This window comes from Kribbella catacumbae DSM 19601 (genome assembly GCF_000372465.1).
Taxonomy (GTDB): domain Bacteria; phylum Actinomycetota; class Actinomycetes; order Propionibacteriales; family Kribbellaceae; genus Kribbella; species Kribbella catacumbae.
This window is the reverse complement of record NZ_AQUZ01000031.1, coordinates 1-18,791: the sequence shown is the minus strand read 5'-3', so window position 1 is coordinate 18,791 and position 18,791 is coordinate 1. Positions and strand designations below refer to the sequence as shown.

17 protein-coding genes are annotated in these 18,791 nt (G+C 68.0%); 9 read left to right on the top strand and 8 right to left on the bottom strand.

What is annotated here, in order from left to right; genetic code table 11:
• Positions 1-267: 267 nt before the first annotated feature.
• Positions 268-1,560 (top strand): adenylosuccinate synthase, encoded by a 1,293-nt coding sequence (locus A3ES_RS0127950; RefSeq protein WP_020390146.1) that lies wholly within the window; start codon positions 268-270, stop codon positions 1,558-1,560.
• A 52-nt stretch (positions 1,561-1,612) separates the two neighbouring features.
• Here A3ES_RS0127950 and A3ES_RS0127945 read toward each other — a convergent pair whose 3' ends face one another.
• Entirely contained in the window at positions 1,613-3,760 is a 2,148-nt protein-coding gene (locus tag A3ES_RS0127945) for a serine/threonine-protein kinase (protein ID WP_237745075.1), read from the bottom strand.
• A 212-nt stretch (positions 3,761-3,972) separates the two neighbouring features.
• Positions 3,973-4,776: an alpha/beta fold hydrolase gene (locus A3ES_RS0127940; RefSeq protein ID WP_026163267.1), complete on the bottom strand. Its 804-nt coding sequence runs from the start codon at positions 4,774-4,776 to the stop codon at positions 3,973-3,975.
• 85 nt (positions 4,777-4,861) lie between these two features.
• Between A3ES_RS0127940 and A3ES_RS0127935 the strand changes: the two genes are divergently transcribed.
• On the top strand, positions 4,862-5,485 hold the full coding sequence (locus A3ES_RS0127935; protein ID WP_020390143.1) for a TetR/AcrR family transcriptional regulator: 624 nt from the start codon (positions 4,862-4,864) through the stop codon (positions 5,483-5,485).
• 173 nt (positions 5,486-5,658) lie between these two features.
• On the opposite strand, the gene A3ES_RS0127930 is transcribed toward A3ES_RS0127935, so the two are convergent.
• Positions 5,659-7,740: a sialate O-acetylesterase gene (locus A3ES_RS0127930; RefSeq protein WP_020390142.1), complete on the bottom strand. Its 2,082-nt coding sequence runs from the start codon at positions 7,738-7,740 to the stop codon at positions 5,659-5,661.
• Positions 7,741-7,953: 213 nt separating this feature from the next.
• Here A3ES_RS0127930 and A3ES_RS0127925 point away from each other — a divergent pair, with 213 nt between their 5' ends.
• On the top strand, positions 7,954-8,544 hold the full coding sequence (locus A3ES_RS0127925; protein WP_020390141.1) for a DJ-1/PfpI family protein: 591 nt from the start codon (positions 7,954-7,956) through the stop codon (positions 8,542-8,544).
• A 6-nt stretch (positions 8,545-8,550) separates the two neighbouring features.
• Here the strand turns inward: A3ES_RS0127925 and A3ES_RS0127920 are convergent, their stop codons facing one another.
• Both A3ES_RS0127920 and A3ES_RS0127915 read right to left on the bottom strand, forming a co-directional pair.
• The gene (locus A3ES_RS0127920) at positions 8,551-9,699 is read right to left on the bottom strand and encodes a class I SAM-dependent methyltransferase (protein ID WP_026163266.1); all 1,149 of its coding nucleotides are present in this window, start codon (positions 9,697-9,699) and stop codon (positions 8,551-8,553) included.
• A gap of 59 nt (positions 9,700-9,758) precedes the next feature.
• Positions 9,759-10,460 carry an SDR family oxidoreductase gene (locus tag A3ES_RS0127915; protein WP_020390139.1) on the bottom strand — a complete coding sequence of 234 codons (702 nt, stop codon included), beginning with the start codon at positions 10,458-10,460 and terminating at the stop codon, positions 9,759-9,761.
• Positions 10,461-10,557: 97 nt separating this feature from the next.
• Here A3ES_RS0127915 and A3ES_RS0127910 point away from each other — a divergent pair, with 97 nt between their 5' ends.
• Positions 10,558-11,148 (top strand): TetR/AcrR family transcriptional regulator, encoded by a 591-nt coding sequence (locus tag A3ES_RS0127910; protein WP_020390138.1) that lies wholly within the window; start codon positions 10,558-10,560, stop codon positions 11,146-11,148.
• Here the strand turns inward: A3ES_RS0127910 and A3ES_RS48725 are convergent.
• A complete protein-coding gene (locus A3ES_RS48725) occupies positions 11,128-11,925 on the bottom strand; it encodes a glycoside hydrolase family 88 protein (protein WP_083933742.1) in 798 nt (265 codons plus the stop codon). The two genes, A3ES_RS0127910 and A3ES_RS48725, sit on opposite strands and share 21 nt — an antisense overlap.
• A gap of 240 nt (positions 11,926-12,165) precedes the next feature.
• Between A3ES_RS48725 and A3ES_RS0127900 the strand changes: the two genes are divergently transcribed.
• Complete coding sequence (locus A3ES_RS0127900; RefSeq protein WP_020390136.1) at positions 12,166-13,368, top strand: alginate lyase family protein; 1,203 nt, start codon at positions 12,166-12,168, stop codon at positions 13,366-13,368.
• Positions 13,369-13,408: 40 nt separating this feature from the next.
• Here the strand turns inward: A3ES_RS0127900 and A3ES_RS0127895 are convergent, their stop codons facing one another.
• Positions 13,409-14,245, bottom strand: coding sequence for a siderophore-interacting protein (locus tag A3ES_RS0127895; protein WP_020390135.1), 837 nt, complete (start codon positions 14,243-14,245; stop codon positions 13,409-13,411).
• Between the two features lie 124 nt (positions 14,246-14,369).
• Here A3ES_RS0127895 and A3ES_RS0127890 point away from each other — a divergent pair, with 124 nt between their 5' ends.
• Genes A3ES_RS0127890 through A3ES_RS0127875 form a run of 4 tightly spaced genes read left to right on the top strand, consistent with a single transcriptional unit; the run spans position 14,370 to position 17,962 of the window.
• Positions 14,370-15,452, top strand: a complete 1,083-nt coding sequence (locus A3ES_RS0127890; RefSeq protein ID WP_020390134.1) for a FecCD family ABC transporter permease — start codon at positions 14,370-14,372, stop codon at positions 15,450-15,452.
• Positions 15,452-16,504, top strand: coding sequence for a FecCD family ABC transporter permease (locus A3ES_RS0127885; protein WP_020390133.1), 1,053 nt, complete (start codon positions 15,452-15,454; stop codon positions 16,502-16,504). Before A3ES_RS0127890 ends, A3ES_RS0127885 begins: the two co-directional genes overlap by 1 nt.
• Position 16,505: 1 nt before the next feature.
• Positions 16,506-17,402: an ABC transporter ATP-binding protein gene (locus A3ES_RS0127880; protein ID WP_051084826.1), complete on the top strand. Its 897-nt coding sequence runs from the start codon at positions 16,506-16,508 to the stop codon at positions 17,400-17,402.
• Positions 17,403-17,443: 41 nt separating this feature from the next.
• On the top strand, positions 17,444-17,962 hold the full coding sequence (locus A3ES_RS0127875) for a putative immunity protein (protein WP_026163265.1): 519 nt from the start codon (positions 17,444-17,446) through the stop codon (positions 17,960-17,962).
• On the opposite strand, the gene A3ES_RS54345 is transcribed toward A3ES_RS0127875, so the two are convergent.
• The gene (locus tag A3ES_RS54345) at positions 17,938-18,108 is read right to left on the bottom strand and encodes a hypothetical protein (RefSeq protein WP_020390130.1); all 171 of its coding nucleotides are present in this window, start codon (positions 18,106-18,108) and stop codon (positions 17,938-17,940) included. The two genes, A3ES_RS0127875 and A3ES_RS54345, sit on opposite strands and share 25 nt — an antisense overlap.
• Positions 18,109-18,791 lie beyond the last annotated feature (683 nt).

The following is an 18,791-nucleotide window of genomic DNA, read 5'->3' as shown; positions in this document are numbered from 1 at the left end:
TTTCGGCGGGCCGCTGACTAAGAGTGTGCACGCGATCACCGAAAATGGCAACCCGTCGTGATGAATTGCGCGCTCGGTGTCACGTGTTGACCGCTCGGACGCCTCCGAGCGTGGTAATGCGCAGTTCCGGTAGGCTTTGGCCGCAAGAGCCTAGATGCGGTGCTGGATGACTGTCCGGTGAGCGCGTCTGGGCTTCACCGTTTCTAGCGGCCGGCTTGCGCACGGCGATGGAGCCGTCCGGGCCGACGCGTGAAGAGGAGGGCTGAGATGCCCGCAATCGTGCTCGTCGGCGCCCAGTGGGGCGATGAGGGCAAAGGCAAGGCGACCGATCTGCTCGGCAACACCGGGGCCGAGATCGACTACGTGGTGAAGTTCAACGGCGGTAACAACGCCGGCCACACGGTCGTGATCGGGGACGAGAAATACGCCCTGCACCTGCTCCCGAGCGGAATTCTGACCCCGGGCGTGATCCCGGTGATCGGCAACGGGGTGGTGGTCGACCTCAGCGTGCTGTTCGAGGAGCTCGACGCCCTGCGGGTCCGCGGGGTCGACACGTCCCGGCTGGTGGTCAGCGCGAACGCGCACCTGATCCCGCCGTACAACCGGACCCTGGACAAGGTGGCCGAGCGCTTCCTGGGCAGCCGCAAGATCGGCACCACCGGGCGCGGCATCGGCCCGACGTACGCGGACAAGATGAACCGGATCGGCATCCGGGTCCAGGACCTGTACGACGAGAAGATCCTCGAGCAGAAGGTCACCGGCGCGCTGGAGCAGAAGAACCAGCTGCTGGTGAAGGTCTACAACCGCCGCGCGGTCGAGATCGCCGAGGTGATGGACGAGCTGCTCGGGTACGCCGATCGCCTCCGGCCGATGGTCGCGGACACGCCGCTGCTGCTCGGCCGCGCCCTGGACGAGGGCAAGACGGTGCTGATGGAGGCCGGCCAGGCGACGCTGCTGGACGTCGACCACGGCACCTATCCGTTCGTCACGTCGTCCAACGCGATCTCCGCCGGCGCGTGCACGGGCTCCGGCATCCCGCCGACCCGGATCGACCGCGTGATGGCCGTCGTGAAGGCGTACACCACGCGCGTCGGCGAGGGGCCGTTCCCGACCGAACTGCTCGACGCCGACGGTGAGTGGCTGCGGCAGCAGGGCTTCGAGTTCGGTACGACGACGGGTCGGCCGCGCCGCTGCGGTTGGTACGACGCGGTGATCGCCCGGTACGCCGCTCGCATCAACGGGGTCACCGACTTCGTGCTCACCAAGCTGGACACGTTGACCGGGCGCGAGAAGATCCCGGTCTGCGTCGCGTACGAGGTGAACGGTGTGCGGCACGATGAGATGCCGATGACGCAGACGGACTTCCATCACGCGAAGCCGGTCTATGAGGAGTTCGACGGCTGGAGCGAGGATATCACCGGCTGCCGGAGCTTCGAGGATCTGCCGAAGAACGCGCAGACCTATGTGAAGGCGGTCGAGGCGCTCAGCGGCGCCCCGATCTCCGCGGTCGGCGTCGGCCCGGAGCGTTCCCAGATGGTCATCCTCGACAACCGGATCTGAGTCTTTGTCGCAGCCGGTCGTTCAGCCCTCGTAGGGCCGGCGGCCGGCTGGGTCAGCGGCCGACGATGGGCAGGTCGCGGATGATCGGCCAGTCGCGGAGGTCGCCGAGGCCGGGTCTGTCCGGTAGCTCGGGGGCGCTGATCGGCTCGCGGGCCCAGCCGGCGCCGTTGCCGATGGCCGCGCTCCGGAACGACAGTGCGCCGCCGGCGATGAGCAGTGCCGCGACGAGCAGGCTCAGCCAAGCGGGGCGGAAGGCTTTGCGCAGGGTGATCTTGGAGCCGCGGCGAAGCGACGTGCCGCCGGGTCCCCACCAGGCGACGAACAGGCCCGCGATGGCGCCGGTGCCGAAGCCGACTGCAGACAACGGTTGCCAGTCGAGGCCGTTCGAGTTGGCGGCGCCGGCGGTGATGATGCCGCCGACGATGAAGCCCATGATCACCGGAAGGATCAGGCAGAACAGCGTGATCAAGCTGGCTGCGATCAGGTGTACTGGGCTCGCGGCGGCAGCAACCAGGCCGTCGGACTTGCCGCGGCCGCCGCGGACCTGACGGCGGCGCATGAGAGCTGTACTGCCGCGGTCGACCGTCCGGGCGAGGATCATCAGCAGGGCGGCGAGCAGTGCGCCGAAGCCGGGTGTGTAGGCGATGACGCCGGCGAGGGCGAACATGATGCCGACTACGACGACCGACCGCGCCAGTTGCTGGTCGGCTGACGGGGGTCTGTCCGCACGAGCGACCGGCTCGTGACTCTGCCGCTTCGCAACCTCGGTACCGCGCTGCGGCTGGCTGTACCCCTGCGGCTCGTACTGCGGTTGAGGCTGCGCCTGGTACTGCTGTTGAGGCTGCGCCTGGTACTGGGGCTGGTACTGGGGTTGGTACTGCGGCTGCCCAGCTGCCGGGTACTGCTGCTGGTAGGGCGCCGGCGGGTATCCCTGGTAGTTCACAGGCAACGCGGCCGGGGCAGCAGCGGTAGGCGTCGGGCTGTAGGTCGCTGGGTGGATGGGCATGCCTCCCACAGCCATCCCGGCGCCTCCCCCGCTTGCTCCGGCTAGGCCGGCAGCGCCAGCCGTTCCGCCGGCCAGGCTGGCGGCGCTGCCCGCGGCGGCCGCTGCGGCGGCCTTCTTGGCTTTCTGCTGCGCGGCGACGTCGCGGAGCTTGTCGCGGACGGGCGCGAAGGCGGACAGCGGCGGGATCACCGACGGCACCAGCTGTCCGACCTCCGTCGGCCCGTGCTCGCCAGAGCCAGAGCCAGAGCCAGAGCCGGAGCCAGAGCCAGAGCCGGAGCCGGCTGCCGCGGCCACAGCCTCGTCCTCGGGCATCACCCGGGTCATCACGGCCGTCGCCGGCGTGAGGAGCACGGTCTTCGGGTTCTCCTCGTTTGCCGCGCGCGGATCGGGGATCAACGCGTCGCGACCCTCGGCGTACCGGTTGAGGGCGGCCATGATCTCGGTCTGGGTCGGGCGGTCCCGGCGGTCAGGGGCGAGAGCGGCGGCCAGCAGTGGCTTCAGGCGAGGGTCAAGCCCTTCCAGATCGGCCTGACCGCTGTGCACCCGATGCAGTACGACCTCGAACGGCCCCTTGCCGAAGGGACGTCGTCCGGTAGCCGCGTAGGCGACCGTGGCCGCCCAGCCCCACCAGTCGGCCGATTCGGAGACCATCTCGCCTTCGATGAGCTCCGGCGCGAGGTAGCCCGGCGTACCGATCACCAGGCCGGTCTGGGTGAGGCGGAGGTCGTCGGCGGCCTGGGCGATGCCGAAGTCGATCATCACCGGCTTGCCGTTGAACATCATCACGTTGCCGGGCTTGAGGTCGCGGTGGACGACACCGGCCTGGTGGATCGCCTGCAGCGACTCCGCCAGGCAGCCGGCCACCGGCAGCCAGCGCTGCGGCGTCAACGACCCGCGCTCGTCCACCTGCTCGTCCAGCGGCCGCCCCGGCACGAACCGGGTCACCAGGTACGGCCGGTCGCAGTGCAGATCGTGGTCCAGGATCCCCGCCACGCCAGGGTGGTTCACCTTCTGCAACGTGGTCGCTTCGCGCTGCAACCGGGCGCGCGCGGTCGGATCGTGAGCCACGTGCGACCGCAGTACCTTGAGCGCCACCTCTTTATGCTCAGGGCCTTCCGCCAGGTACACGACGCCCATGCCGCCCTGGCCGAGCCGCCGGATCAACCGGTACGGCCCCACACGCTCTTCCAACACCTCGGTCGGTGTAGAAGGTCGTCCCCCTGTTGCTGACATGGCATCCACCGTACGTCGGGATCAGCCCACCCGCTGGGCCTGGACGGAGACCTTCTCCATGACCTCGGACGTAATCGTCCTTTAGCGCGTTCCGTCCGAGGCTTTCTCCTACCAAGGAACGACGAGGAGTGGACACAGTGACGCACTACGCGACCACCTGGCGACCGGCGTACTCAGCTGAAGAAGCGGAGCAGTACCGGGGCGATCGCGTCGGCCGCGACGTCGTGGGTCTGGCCGGGCAGTACTTCGAGGGTCGCGTTCGGCACGACCTTGGCGAGCAGCTGGTCGCCCTCGATGATGGAGGCGTCGGTCTGGTCGCCGTACGCCACGAGCGTCTCGGTCACGATCTCGGCGTACCGGTCGAGCGCGGCGGGGTCGCCGGACATCGTCTTGCCGACGATGGCGCCGTCGTTCGCGATGGTGTGCGCGACCTCCAGCATGGTCGGCCAGAACGGGCTGCCCACCACGCCGCCGAGATACTCCTCCGGCATCCCGACCGCCTTGGTCAGGAAGATCTTCGCGGCGTCGTCGCGGCGCCCGTCGGCGACGGCCGTCTGTAGCTGCTCGACGTAGTCCGTCGGCAGCGGCGGGCGGATGTCGGAGACGATGAACGGCGGCTCGTAGACGGCCAGCTTGGTGACCGGAAGGCCCACCCGAACCGCCTCCAGGGCCAGGATTCCGCCGGAGGAGATGCCCCACAGCGCGGCGGATCCGCCGGCCGCGCCGATCATCGCGGCGAGGTCGGCGATCTCGTCCTCGGCGGGCGTGGTGGACGCGTCGTTCCAGCTGCTCTCGCCCCGGCCGCGGCGGTCGTAGGTGTAGACGGTGAACGAGCCGGACAGCAGGTCCGCGATCTGGCTGGAGGTCTGGTTGAAGGCGCGGAAGCCGGTGGCCCCGTCGATCAGGATCACGGCCGGGCCGGAGCCGACCTGGGAGTAGGCGAGCTCGGTGCCGTCGGCCGAACGAACTGTAGACATCGGATTCTCCTTCAGAGGATGAGTACTGAACGGTACCGTACCCATAAGAGTACGGTACTGTCTAGTACTGCGAAGGGAGATCGTGATGCCAGAACTGACCGCACGGGCGGCGCTCAAACGCGAGCAGATCCTCGAAGCCGCGCTGGAGGCGTTCCTGGAGAACGGCTACGTCGGCGCGAACATGGACCAGGTCGCGGCGACCGCGTCGGTGTCGAAGCAGACCGTCTACAAGCAGTTCGCGGACAAGGAGCACCTGTTCCGGGCACTGATCGTCGAGATCAGCGACCGGGTCGAGGACCCGTTCGCGGAAATCGGCCGAGAGGTGGCGGAGGCCGACGACATCGACCAAGCGGTACGGCGGCTGGCCGACGAGTTCGTAGGCGCGATCATGACGCCTTCGGTGCAGCAAATGCGCCGACTGGTGATCGCCGAGGCGGGCCGCTTCCCGGATCTTGGCCAGGAGTACTGGAACCGCGGCTTCGGCCGAGTCCTCCCAACCCTGGCCACCTGCCTAGCCCGCCTCACCGAGCGCGGCCTCTTGAAGACGAAGGACCCGTTGGTGGCCGCCAACCACCTGGCCGGCCTACTGCTGTGGATCCCCAGCAACCGAGTGATGTTCTTCGGCCGCATGGACGCGGTGACCCCCGATGAACTCGCCGAGTTCACGGAAGCAGGCGTCGAGGCGTTTCTCGCTGCGTACAAGGCTTAATTTGTCCCGACCGACAGGACATAGTCCCCAAAAGACCCTGTCAGCCCGCTTCCTTGAGCGTGGCGAGCGGTCTGTTCGATGACTATGTCCTGTCGGTCGGGACAGTCTGCGGATGAGTGGCCAGTCGGGCGCGGCCGGTGCCTCGGGGCGGTGGGCGCCGGCCGCGCCTGGTTTCAGGTGGTTGGCAGGGTGAAGGCGAGTAAGCCGGTGCCGCTCGCGTTGGTGATCCATGGCCCGGCTCCGTTGTGTCCGTGGTAGGTCAGGGCTGTCACGCCCGTCGCAGGACCCGACAGTGTCAGCACGAGCTTCCCGCCGGCCTGGTAGGCGACGGACGACACAGTGACCGCCGCACCATCCACCCGGAAGTCAGCAGCAGCCCCAGCATCAACAGTCAGCGCATCAGCCGACCGAAGCTGTACGACGAGCTGCGAACCACTAGCGCTCACACTGGCCGGGTTAGGCGGAGCCACCCCCGCCGACGGCCCGCCGTACAGATCCCGAGCCAGTACTGCGTACGCGTGGTCGCCCATGTCGCGATACCCGCCGAGGTACGCGTAGTGGCACCCGTCATGGCCCGACAGACCATTGGTGGAGAGCACCGTGACGCCAGCCGTGTCGCCGAGAGCCCGTTGAGCTTCGCGCAGGCTCATGGCAGTCGTGTTGCCACAAGGCGACGTGCGGACTTGGTAGACGTAGTACCGGCTTCCACCGGCGATGGCACTCCCGAAGTCGGCTCGCCAGTCCTGCAGCAGTGTGGTGAAGCCAGCGACATGCACCGAGGCGTTGTCGTTGTCCGACTCGCCCTGATACCAAAGCACTCCCCGGACCTGCCCCATCACGCCAGCGCCCATCAGACGCTGACGAAGCCTTCCATAGTTGGTGTTCAGGTCATTCGGGTCAGCGTCGTTGCGCTGGAAGAAGTCGATCGGCCTACCGCCGTGTGCTCCGTTGAAGAGCGCCACCGGCACCTTGTAGGTGTCTACGAGCCGCCGACCCATCCGAACAGCCCACTGACCAACAGAGCCGGACTGCCGACTCACGTCGCCGGTCGCGTAGTGCCAGACCCGGTCTGCGCCAGAGATAGTCCCGTCAGAGGTAGGAGAGCCATAACTACGCAGGTACGGCGATTCCTCCACATTCGCCGCCCCGCTGTACTTCGCCGCCTCCGCATTCGACTGCCCCTGTACTACGTAGACGTCCCCGGACACGACTCCCTCCCGGCGAGCCACCACCCGGTCCAACCCCGGCCCTGTAGCCCGCAGCTCGAACGTGTACTCCCGCAACCCCGCCACGATCCTCGGCGCAAACCGGAACGCGCTAGCCGACGAGCTGAACGTCTCGGTCCTCCCATTGCTGCTCACCCGCAACTGCACCCGGCGTACCCGGCTGTCGGTGATCCGCCCGGCCACCGGCACTGTCGAGCCGCCCTTGGCATCGCGGGGAATCAGCTGCCGATCCTGCGGAGACTCGGTCAGCGCGACGACCGCAGTACGAACGTAGGCGGTCAATCGGCGCTGGGAGTAGCGGTTGGCGTTGTTGGCGAAGGTCCAGTCGGGCTGGCCGCTCGGGTTCGTGCCGATGCCCAGCGACAGCGTGCTGGTGTCCGACTCGGTGAACGTATTGATCGCGAAGACCTGCTTGGCCGCAAGAGTCGACGGCCGGGTCGGGCCGATCTGGGAGACCTGGAACGAGCCGTAGCCGAGCGGTGAGGTCGGGTTGTCGTCGACGTCGAAGGTGATCGGCGACGCGTTCGCGACCTGGGTGCTAGCGCTCTCCTGGTACTGGTTCGGCCACATCTCCAGGTAGCCGGTCTGGCCCGTTCCGCTCGTTACGCTGGGCACGTTGGACTGGACGTCGAGGTCGCCGACCCGCTGCCGGACGAGTTCACCAGGCCTCGTCGGCAGGCCGATTCGCCTTGCGTCATTGGAGAACGGCTCCATCGCCGTCCATACCCACTGCGGCCCGTCGGGCCCGGTCAGCTCCAGGCAGTAGCCGACCCGGTCGAAGTTCGGGCCGATCTCGGCGGTCCGGTCGAGACTGTACGGCGGGGTCTTGTTCAGGTACCCACCTCGCTCGGGCAGATCGAGTTGCAGGACCTGGGTGAAGCCGGCCGCGGCGGTGTCGCAGCTGGTCGCGGCGGCCTGGCCGGAGGCGGTCGCGGCAGCCGGTGCCACCACCGCCTGCAGGGTGGCGGTGGTGGCGATCAGGGTGGTGGCGATGGTGACGATCGGGCCGGCGTTGACGCGTCGAGGCATGGCGGACCTCCGAAGGGCGGGATGTCTCCACCATGGGTAGCGGGTCGATCACCCATCGTGCGAGCCTTCTGCGCCCAGCGGTCTTATCCCTGCGCCCAGCGGTTGTGGCTACCACTTTCCGTGCGGGCCGGTTCGAGGCTGATGGCTGGAATCTAGTGAACGATGTCTATCGAGCCACTTCCGCCGCAAACCCGGTCACGATGAGGTGGGGCCATGCGAATCGAGATCCTGGTCTTCGACGGCGTGGACGAGATGGACGTGATGGGCCCGTTCGAGGTCTGGAGCCACGCGTCCCGGCGGCCGGAGTTCGAGCTGGCGCTGGTCGGGCTCGACGGACCGGCCGAGGTCACCGGAATGCACGGCCTGCAGTTCAAGGCACCCGAAGGACTCGGTACGCCGGACGCCCTGTTCGTCCCCGGCGGTGGCTGGATGAGCCGCGCGGAACGCGGCGCCTGGGCCGAGGCCCGTCGCGGCGTGCTGCCGGCCAGGATCGCCGAGGTCGCGCAGCACACACAGTGGATCGGATCGGTCTGCACCGGCTCGATGCTGCTCGCCGAGGCCGGCCTCGTGAAGGGCCGACCGGCGACGACGAACCGCGGCGCCTGGGACGAGCTGGCGACATTCGGCGCCGACGTGAAGCACAACCGGGTCGTCGACGATGGCGACCTGGTGACGGCCGGTGGCATCACCGCGGGGATCGACCTGGCCTTGCGCATCGTCGAGCGAGAGATCTCAGCCGAGATCGCGGACGGCATCGCGGCGACGATGGAGTACGCCCGCGTCCGCGACGTCTACGTCAGCTGACCTGGTTCACCTTCTCCGCAGGAGTACTCCGCGGCTGCCGCGCTTGCGGAGATAGGCACGTCCGCCGACGACCGTCTCGACCCGCGGCTGGACCAGCTCGAGTTCCTGCTCGACCGACCACGCGGCCGGCCAGACCTTCTCGGCCAGCTCGGCAGGCTCCATCGACACGAACACCCTGTCGGTCGGAAAGCGCTCCAGCAGCGTCAGGTTCTGGCCGTAGTACAGCAGCTCGATCAGCAGGTACGCCGAACCCGTCAGCCGCCGCGTCGTGGTCAGCTCCTCGAAGCTGTGCGGGTGGATCCGGACGTCACCCTCGACGTTCTCGTGCGGCCTGGCCAGGCTCTGCAATCGGGAGAGGAAGGTGGGATTCGGCTCAGTGGCATCGATCGAGTAGCCGTCGTCCAGCAGCCGCCGGGTCAGCGCGCCCTCGCACGCGCCGACCTCGATCACTCGGCCGGCGGCGGGATCGAGATGCTCGCGCACCCACGCCGCGGTCGCGTCGAGCCGCTCGATCTCGTACTGCGATGTCGCGAACTCCCACGGATCCGGTACGAGCGCCGCGTCCGGACTCATGCTGTTCACCAACGCGAACAGCCGGGCCCGTTCGTCGGGCGTCGAGCTGAAGAACCGTTCGACCGAGTGGATCCGGCGCGTGAGCAGCGCGTCCTCGTCGTCCTCGCCGAGGCGGAGCAGTTCAGCGCAGTGCGTGTTGACGAAGTCGAGCTTGGCGTCGATCAACTGCTGGTCGAGCCGCACGTCGAGCTCGGTCGCCCACTGGAAGCGATGCGCGTCGCCCACCGCGTGCTGCACCGGCGCCCGGACCGCGGCGGCGAGGTCGAGCCCCCACCGGCCGCGGCGCTCACGGCTGTCGGCCGGCGAGTGGGTCCACACGGTCGTCGCGACGTCGCCGGTCTCCAGCGCGATCGCCTCGGCAGCGCTCCCCGGCGAGAACGGTTTGTCGCCCTCGCCGGAACCCTGCAGCAGCTCTGCCAGCGGGGCCAGCCTGCCGGCGAGCGGGACACCCGCCGGCAGCCGCAGATAGGACCCGCGGTCCGCGATGACCAGATGCACTTCGCGGTCGGAGCCAGGGTCGAGAACGGAGAGGAAGTCCACCACAACGTCCTCAGGACGCGGTACCGCAATGACATCGATCATCTGGACCCATTTTACGCAAGAAGCCTACGAAAAGGTGTCCAGCGCGTGTCGGCCTTTGGTCAGTTCTGGAGCTGGGGGTAAACGGCGGTCAGCTCGCCGGACAGTGCGGCCTTGGCCCAGCGCGCGGTGTCATCGGCCAGTACTTCGTACGCGCCGGTCTCGATGCCGTCGAGTGCGGCCTTGGCGATGTCGGCCGGATTCTCCTTCGGGCCAGGGACCGAGGTGGTCATGTCGGTCTCGACGTAGCCCATGTGCAGGCCGGTCACGCCGATGCCGCGGTCCAGCAGCTCCAGGCGCAGCGAGTTGCTCTGCAGCCAGAGCGCGGCCTTGGTGGCGGAGTACGCGCCGTGCCGGGCGACCCAGGACAGTGCGGAGTGCGCGTTCAGGATGTGGCCGCCGCCGTTGCGCTCGATCACCGGGACGAACGCCCGGGTGACGGCCAGCGGGCCGAAGAAGTTGACGTCGAAGACCTCCCGGATCGCTTCCATCGGCGCGTCCAGGTAGGTGTCGGGTGAGCTCCCGCCGGCGTTGTTGATCAGCACGGTGACGTCGGGCGCGGCGGCGACCAGCGCGTCGATCGAGGCCTGGTCGGTGACCTCGAGCGGCAGGGTGACGACGCGGTCGTCAGCGCTCGGCTCGGGCTTGCGGGCGGTGGCGTAGATCTTCTTCGCACCGCGGGTGAGCAGGTCGTCGACGAGTGCCTTGCCGATACCGCGGGTGCCGCCGGTGACGAGGACGACGGCGCCTTCGAGGGTGGTCATTGCTGAGCTCCAGGGAGTTGTGATGAGAAAACTGATCTGTTTCCAGAGCGTAAACCGATCAGTTTCCTCACGCAAGCCGAGCCGGTACGCTCGATCCATGACCACCCAGGCGACACCCCGCGAGCGGCTGCTGGACGCGGCGGGCGAACTCTTCTACCGAGACGGCGTCAACATCGGCGTGGACGCGCTCTGCAAGGCGGCCGGCGTCTCGAAGAAGTCGATGTACCAGCTGTTCCGCTCGAAGGACGAGCTGATCGCCGAAAGCCTCGCCAGCGTGGGGCCGTCGTACCAGCGGGCGCTGGAGCCCGGGCCCGAGGACGGGACGACGCCTCGGGAGCGGATCATCGCCGTCTTCGAGCGGCAGGACCGGCTGTCCGCGAGTGCCGACTTCTTCGGCTGCCCGTTCGTCAGTACTGCGGTCGAGCTCAAGAACCCGGAGCATCCGGGCAGCGTGGTCGCGCGGCACTTCAAGCAGCGGATGACCGACTTCTTCCTGGGAGAACTGGTGGCCGCGGGGGTGGCTGACCCCGAACTGATCGCGCTGCAGTTGACGATGGCCTTCGACGGCGCGAGCGCCCGGGCCGTCGTACGGGCCCAGGCGCTCGGCGGTGTCGGGATCACGATGGCCGCGGCCCTGCTGGACGCGGCCGGAGTCAAGGGCTCGGTGTTAGTAGGCCAGGCCCGCTAGCTCTGAGCCGGCGAGCAGGAAGGCGCCGACGCCGAAGTCGGCGGTGGAGTTGTAGTTGACCGGCTGGCTCGATTCCGGCCGGTCGCCGACTTTCTGGACATAGCCGAGGAATCCGTTCGGGTGCACGGCCGTTGCGGCCATTCCGTTCCAGGCTCGGGCCGCGACCGCTCGATAGCCGCTGGCTGTCACCAATCCGGTTTTGATCGCGTACGCCGTCGCATAGGTGAAGAATGCGGTGCCGCTGGTCTCCGGTCCGGGCAGATGCTGGGGGTCGGCGAGATTGACGTTCCAGAATCCGTCGGACCGCTGGATCGGCCGCAACGCACCCACCAACTGCGCCAAGGTACTGCGGTATTCGGCGACATTCTGCTGGGTCGCGGGCAATGCCTTCAGCGTCTTCACGTGTCCCGCCGCGACCCAGCCGTTGCCGCGCGACCAGAGCACCGGCTTGCCGTTCGGCGAGACGATCTTGCCGGGCAGGAACCGCTCGTCGCGGTACCAGAGTCCGCTCGACGCGACGTACAGGCCGCGGGTTCGTTTGGTGTGGTTGTAGAGCTGATAGAGCTTCGTCCAGTACGCCGGATCGTTGCGCAGGCGGCCGATCCGGGCGAACGGTGGCATCGCCATGTGCAGCGCGTCGCCCCACCACCAGTCGTCGATCTTGCTGCTGGCAACCATTCTGCTCAACGTCCCCGTTGCCGCGGAGGCGGTGACGGAGGGTAGTGCCGGGGCGGCCAGGGCGGCGGTTCCAAGACTCAGGAAGTGGCGTCGTTTCATGGGACAAGACCTCACTTTGTTCCATAGCTGATGGGACAAATCAGAATTTTGTTCCAGAGTGAATTTAGTACTCGCTTGGATATTGACGCCTTCACGCTCTGTCGTCAAACTTCCGAAAAGACTCTGCGGTACTAGTGCCCTGCGGTGGTTGTTGCTTTGCACTAGCAAAGCAACAACCACCGCAGGGCGCTAGGGAATCGCAGCGTCAAACCGCCCCCGCCCCATGCAAGGAATCCGCCCATGAGAAAGAAAGCAGTCTTACCGGCGCTGGCCGCTGCTTGCGCGGCTCTGCTCGCCGGCACGCTGACCAACCCGGTCAACGCAGCGACCAAGGCCGACACCGCAGTACAGGCGCCCGCTGTCTTTACGCACCCCGGTGTCGGGGTCAGCCGGCCGCAACTGGACTTCATCCGCGCCAAGGTCCAGGCCGGCGCGCAGCCCTGGACGAACGCGTTCAACCAGGCCAGGAACAGCACCTACGGCTCACTGAGCCGGACGCCGAAGCCTCGCGCCGTGGTCGAGTGCGGCCCGTACTCCGACCCCGACATCGGTTGCCGGGACGAGCGCGGCGATGCCATCGCGGCGTACACGGATGCGGTGCTCTGGTACATCACCCGCGATGATCGCTATGCGCAGAAGGCGATCCAGCTGATGGATGCCTGGTCGGCGACGATCCGGGACCACACGAACAGCAACGCGCCGCTGCAGACCGCCTGGTCGGCATCGTCGTGGCCGAAGGCCGCCGAGATCATCAAGCACGTCTACGGCAACTGGCCGAACTCGGGCCGCTTCGGCACGATGCTGCGCAACGTCTACCTGCCCGAGATCATCAACGGCTCGAACTCCAACGGCAACTGGGAGTTGAGCATGACCGAGGCCATCCAGGGCATCGGCGTCTTCCTCGAGGACCGGACGGTCTACGACAAGGCGATCTCGCTCTTCCGGGTCCGGACGCCGGCCTTCGTCTATCTGGAGTCCGACGGCGCGCTGCCGAAGACCAAGCCGAGCCAGAACCTCAACACCCGCGAGAAGATCGTCGCGTACTGGCAGGGCCAAGGCACCTTCGTCACCGGCCTGACCCAGGAGACCTGCCGCGACTTCGTCCACACCGGCTACGGCATCTCGGCGATCGGCCACGTGCTGGAGACATCCCGGATCCAGGGCATCGACCTGTACCCCGAGTTCGGCGAGCGGCTGCGCCAGGCCCTGGGCTTCCAGTCCCGCTGGGAGCGCAACCTGGAGCCGGTCCCGTCCTGGCTCTGCAAGGGGGTCCTCAAGCGCGGCCTCGGTCCGATCACCGAGGTCGGCTACAACGCCCTGCACACCCGCCTGGGCATCGCGATGGCCAACACCCAGGTCATCACCGAGTCCCGCCGCCCAGCCGGTACGAACGACCTCTTCGTAGCCTGGGAAACCCTCACCCACGCAGAGAACCCCAGCTGACCCGAGCCGGATGTGGTGGCCTCCGGGTCACCACATCCGGTCAGGCCTGGGCTTCGCCGCGTTTCCAGTAGCCCTGGAAGGAGATGGCGGCCTTGGGGAGGCCGACGACATTGACGAGATGGCGGCGGACCTGCTTGATCATGCCGGACTCGCCCGCCACCCACGCATAGTCGGCGTCGAACGGCAGCGTGGCGGCCTTAAGGGCCTCAAGCAACGACTTCGGTCCGTCGGAAGGACCGCCGGTGTGCGGGATCCAGGTGATGTCCACGCGGCCGGCACTCGGCAGCGCGCGGATGTCGCGGATGTCGGGGACCTCGACGAAAACAGTCGCCCGTACTGCGGCCGGCAGCTGCTCCAGAATTCCTGCCAGCGCTGGCAACGCGGTCTCGTCGGCGACCAGCACGCGACTGAGACTCGTTGCCGGAGGCACGTAATCCACTCCGGACATCAACAGTCCCTTGGTGCTGGTGGTGTCGACCGCGAACGGCAGGATCAGGCCGATCTCCTGGCCGAGCTCGACCTCGCTGACCCACGCCGAGGCCGGGCCGTTCACGCCGTGCAGCACGAACTCGATGTCGAGCTCGGCCACCTCCGGCCGGAGCGCGCGCACGGTGTAGGTCCGCATGATGAACCGCTCGTCGGCGGGCAGCGCGCACCATTCGGCGTACCAGTCGTCGCCGGTGGGTAGTCGCAGTTCGCCGCCGTCGGGCGGGGAGAGCAGCACCTTGATGCGCTGGTCCGGGCCGGCCGTGACCACGTCGGCGATCCGCGGGGCCACGAAGGTCACCCGGCGCAGGTGCGGGCTGAGGTCGTCGACCGCCGCCACGGTGGCGTGCACCGCGGCGAAGTCGATCGGGCGCTCGAGCACTGTCGTCATGCCAGTGTCTCCGTCAGGGGAAAGTAGTGACAAAGCAGGGGGGGTTCAGGTGCGACCCGGCGCACTAGCGGGTTATGGTGATGCACCTAAAGGTTAGCCTTACCTAAGAGGATCCTAAAGTCCAATGCCCCCGCCCTCCGTCACCGACACGGCCACCACCGGCCCTTCGGGTGCTGCTCCTCGCGCCGAGAAGCGGCGGCCGCGGGCCCGGCGTACGACGCTGATCGTGGGGCTGGTGGTCTGTGTCGCGCTGCTGGTGCTCGTCTCGCTGCTCAGCATCGCGATCGGGTCGAAGCAGATTCCGTTGCCGACGGTGATCGATGCCCTGCGCCACTACGACGACGCGAACACCGATCACGTGATCGTCCGGTCGCTGCGGGTGCCCAGGACGGTGATCGGCCTCCTGGTCGGCGCGGCCCTCGGCCTGTCCGGAGCGCTGATGCAAGGCGTCACCCGCAACCCGCTCGCCGACCCGGGCATCCTCGGCGTCAACGGCGGTGCCGCGCTCTTTGTTGTCGCGGGCATCTACTGGTTCGGGCTGAGCTCGCTGACGGCGTACGTGTGGCTCGCATTCGCAGGCGCGGCCGCGGCCTCGGTGGCGGTCTATCTGCTGGGATCACTCGGCCGCGAAGGCGCGACTCCGGTGAAACTTGCGCTGGCGGGCGCTGCGATGACGGCGATGCTCGGCTCGCTCACGACCGCCCTGCTGATCGGTGACGTCGACACCTTCGACCAGTTCCGGTTCTGGGCGGTCGGGTCGCTGGCCGGCCGTGGTTCGGACATCGCCAGCCAGGTCGCGCCGTTCATCCTGATCGGCATCGTGCTCGCGCTGGTCTCCGGCCGGGTCCTGAACGCTCTCTCGCTCGGCGACGACGTGGCTCGCTCGCTCGGTCAGCGGGTCGGGATGGCCCGGCTCTTCACTGCGGTGACCGTCGTCCTGCTCTCCGGGGCGGCGACCGCGGCCGCGGGACCGATCGGTTTCATCGGCCTCACCATCCCGCACATCGCCCGGCTGGTGACCGGCCCGGACTACCGCTGGATCCTGCCGTACTCGATGCTGCTCGCGCCGATCCTGCTGCTCGGGTCGGACGTCATCGGCCGGGTCGTCGCGCAGCCCGGTGAGCTCCAGGTCGGCATCGTCACGGCGGTCATCGGAGCGCCGTTCTTCATCGCGCTGGTCCGCCGGCGGAAGCTGGCGGACCTCTGATGGCCAGCCTCACGGCGGAGCACTCGCCGGCTCAGGTGATCGCCCATGCGCGCGCGGTCCGGCAGGCCCGGAACGTGGTCGTGGTCGTCGTCCTGGCGGTGCTCGTCTTCGTCGTCTTCTGCGTCTCGCTCTCGCTCGGCGACTTCAAGATCCCCGTCATCGACGTCGTGAAGACCCTCTTCGGTGGCGGCGACAAGGCCACCGAGTTCATCGTCAACCGGCTCCGGCTGCCCCGCGCGCTGACCGGCATCCTGGTCGGCGTCGCGCTCGGGATGTCCGGCGCGATCTTCCAGAGCGTCGCGCGCAACCCGCTGGCCAGCCCGGACATCATCGGCGTCACGTACGGCGCGAGCGCCTTCGCCGTCTTCGCGATCGTCACCCTCGGCCTGACCGGTACCGCGGTGTCGGCACTCGCCATCGCCGGCGCGCTGCTGACCGCGTTCACCATGTACCTGCTCGCCTGGCGTCGCGGGGTCTCGAGCTACCGGCTGATCCTGGTCGGGATCGGCATCGGCGCGATCGCGACCAGCGTCACGTCGTACCTGCTGACCAAGGCGCGGGTCGAGATCGCCCAGCAGGCGCTGATCTGGCTGACCGGCAGCCTGAACGGGCGGGACTGGTCGCACGTGCGCTCTTTGGCGATCACCCTCGTCGTGCTCGCCCCGGTCATCGTGATGCTCGTGCACCGGCTGCGCATCCTGCAGCTCGGCGACGAAACGGCGTACGGGCTGGGGATGCGGGTCGAGGGCTCACGGCTCGGGCTGATCGTGATCGCCGTCCTGCTCGCCGCGGTCGCCACGGCGGCTGCCGGGCCGGTCGGGTTCGTCGCGTTCGTCGCGCCGCCGATCGCGCGGTGGCTGACCCGTTCACCCGGGCCGGCGATGCTCGCGTCCGCGCTGATGGGTGCGCTCGTGGTGGCGCTGTCCGACCTGGTCGCGCAGCACGCGCTGGGTGAGACCCAACTGCCGGTGGGTGTCGTCACCGGCGTGATCGGAGCTCCGTACCTGATGTTCCTCTTGGCCCGGACGAACCGGATCGGAAGTGGTGGCTGACATGGAGGCGGAAGTGCAGCACAGTCTGTCGGCCGAGAACCTTGCCGTCGGCTACGACCAGCGGGAGATCATCCATGACCTGTCGGTGCGGATCCCGACCGGCAAGATCACCGTGATCGTCGGCGCCAACGCGTGCGGCAAGTCGACCCTGCTGAAGACGCTGGCCCGGTTGCTGAAACCGAGCCGGGGGACGGTGCTGCTGGACGGCAAGAGCATCCAGTCGATCCCGACCCGGGCGGTGGCGACCAAGCTCGGATTGTTGCCGCAGTCACCGACCGCGCCCGAGGGAATCACCGTCGCGGACCTGGTCGGCCGCGGCCGCTACCCGCGGCAGGGCTGGATCCGGCAGTGGACCAAGGGCGACGACGAGGCGATCGCCGACGCGATGCAGTCGACCGACGTCCTGGAGATCGCCGACCGGCCGATTGACGAGCTGTCTGGTGGCCAGCGGCAACGAGTCTGGATCGCGATGGCGCTCGCGCAGGAGACCGACATCCTGCTACTCGACGAGCCGACCACGTTCCTCGACCTGACGCATCAGTTCGAGGTACTGGATCTGCTGGTCGACCTGAACAAGCGGGACGAGCGGACCATCGTGCTCGTGCTGCACGACCTCAACCAGGCCTGCCGCTTCGGTGACCACCTGATCGCGATGAAGGACGGCGCGATCGTTGCCGAAGGCAACCCCCGCCAGGTGATCACCGAGCAGGTCGTCCAGGACGTCTTCGGCCTGGCCGTCAAAGTCATCCCCGACCCGGTCGCCGGCACCCCGATGGTCGTCCCCGTCGGCCGCCACACCACCCGCGACGACCAGATCCCGACCCCGGACAACCCGGCCGCGAAGGCACTGGCCGCCTCGGCCGCGGCGAACGGAATCTGCCGGCCCGCGGATCGCTGACAAAGTCTCAACCGGCAGGTTCAACGATACGGTTGAACCTGATGAGCGATGAACTGATCACCATGATCGACCGGCGCCGACTGGGCCTCTGGGCCGTCGGTTGCGTCGAGCGGGTACTGCCGCTGTTCGAGTCAGTGGCCCCAGGGGACAGCCGTCCGCGCGAAGCCCTCGACTGCATCCGCATCTTCGGCAACGGCGGTGACCGGACGAAGCAGATCCGCACGGCCGCATGGGCGGCAAACGCCGCTGCCCGCGAGGTCAGTGACCCGGTCGCGGTGCTGGTCGCCCGCGCCGCTTTGTATGTGGCGGGGACGGCTTATATTCACTCGCTCGAGTCGCCCCATCAGGTGAGCCATGTGCTGGGGCCCGCTGTTGCCGCCGCGCAGGCGCGCGAACTCGAGGCGGGAGGCGACGAGCGGGTGGGTGACGCCGAGGTCCGCTGGGCGATCGAGCACGCGCCGGTCGAGGTCCGGGGGATCGTCCGGCGGCTGCCGGCGGGCAAGTTCCCCAAGACCCGCCAAGGCACCCTCCGCCGTCAACTCGCCGAGGGATTGCTGTAGTTACGCCGTACCCGGAAGACGATCAAGCCGGCCAGTAGGGCGCCGAGGGTGCCGAGGGCCAGGTCGCCGAGGGTGTCGGTGTAGGCGGTTTGGAGTTCGGTGGAATGGCGGATGAAGGCGACGTACTCGCCGGCCTCCCAGATCACCGCGGCGGTCGGCAGGCCACGGGAAAGCCTTGTGCAGCTTGCTTTTCGCGCGTCCGGAGGCGAGCCACCACAGCGGCAGCAGCATCGCGCCGATCGGGTAGACGACCAGCCGGGCTGTCGAAGCCTTGCCCTTGATACCGCTCAGGTCCGGCCAGATGAGTGCCGTGAGCAACAACATGAACAGCACGGCCTTGGCCAGCAGGGCACCGTACTTCGTCCAGCTGGTCCGACCTGCTATCGGAACTGTCGTAGCCACCACCTTCGTCATGCTCCCCAGTCAACCTGCTGGGCCGGTAACGCGGATGCGTAGTACTACGGAATTACGCTACTAAGCGGCAACGGTCCGGGACGGCTGGTCCACTAGCCGGTTGCTTGACCGATAGCGCCCTACAGGGCCTGTTGCGAATTGGCTCGGCAGCGGCCGATTGTGTACCGACCGACAGGAAGTAGTCGACCGTTCGGCCGCGCGCCACGCTCACGCAGGCCGCGGCCGGCCGCAGAACAGGCACTACTGCCTGTCGGTCGGAACACAACGCAAACCCCAGACCCACTTCCCAACAGGCTCTACAACCGGCCAGCCGTCCAACGACCGGCTAGCCGACCCGGCAATGCCGCCAGAGATGCCGACCGGGGAGGAAAATACGCCCGTCCGGCTTGCACCACCAGCCGGCGCAGGCAACACC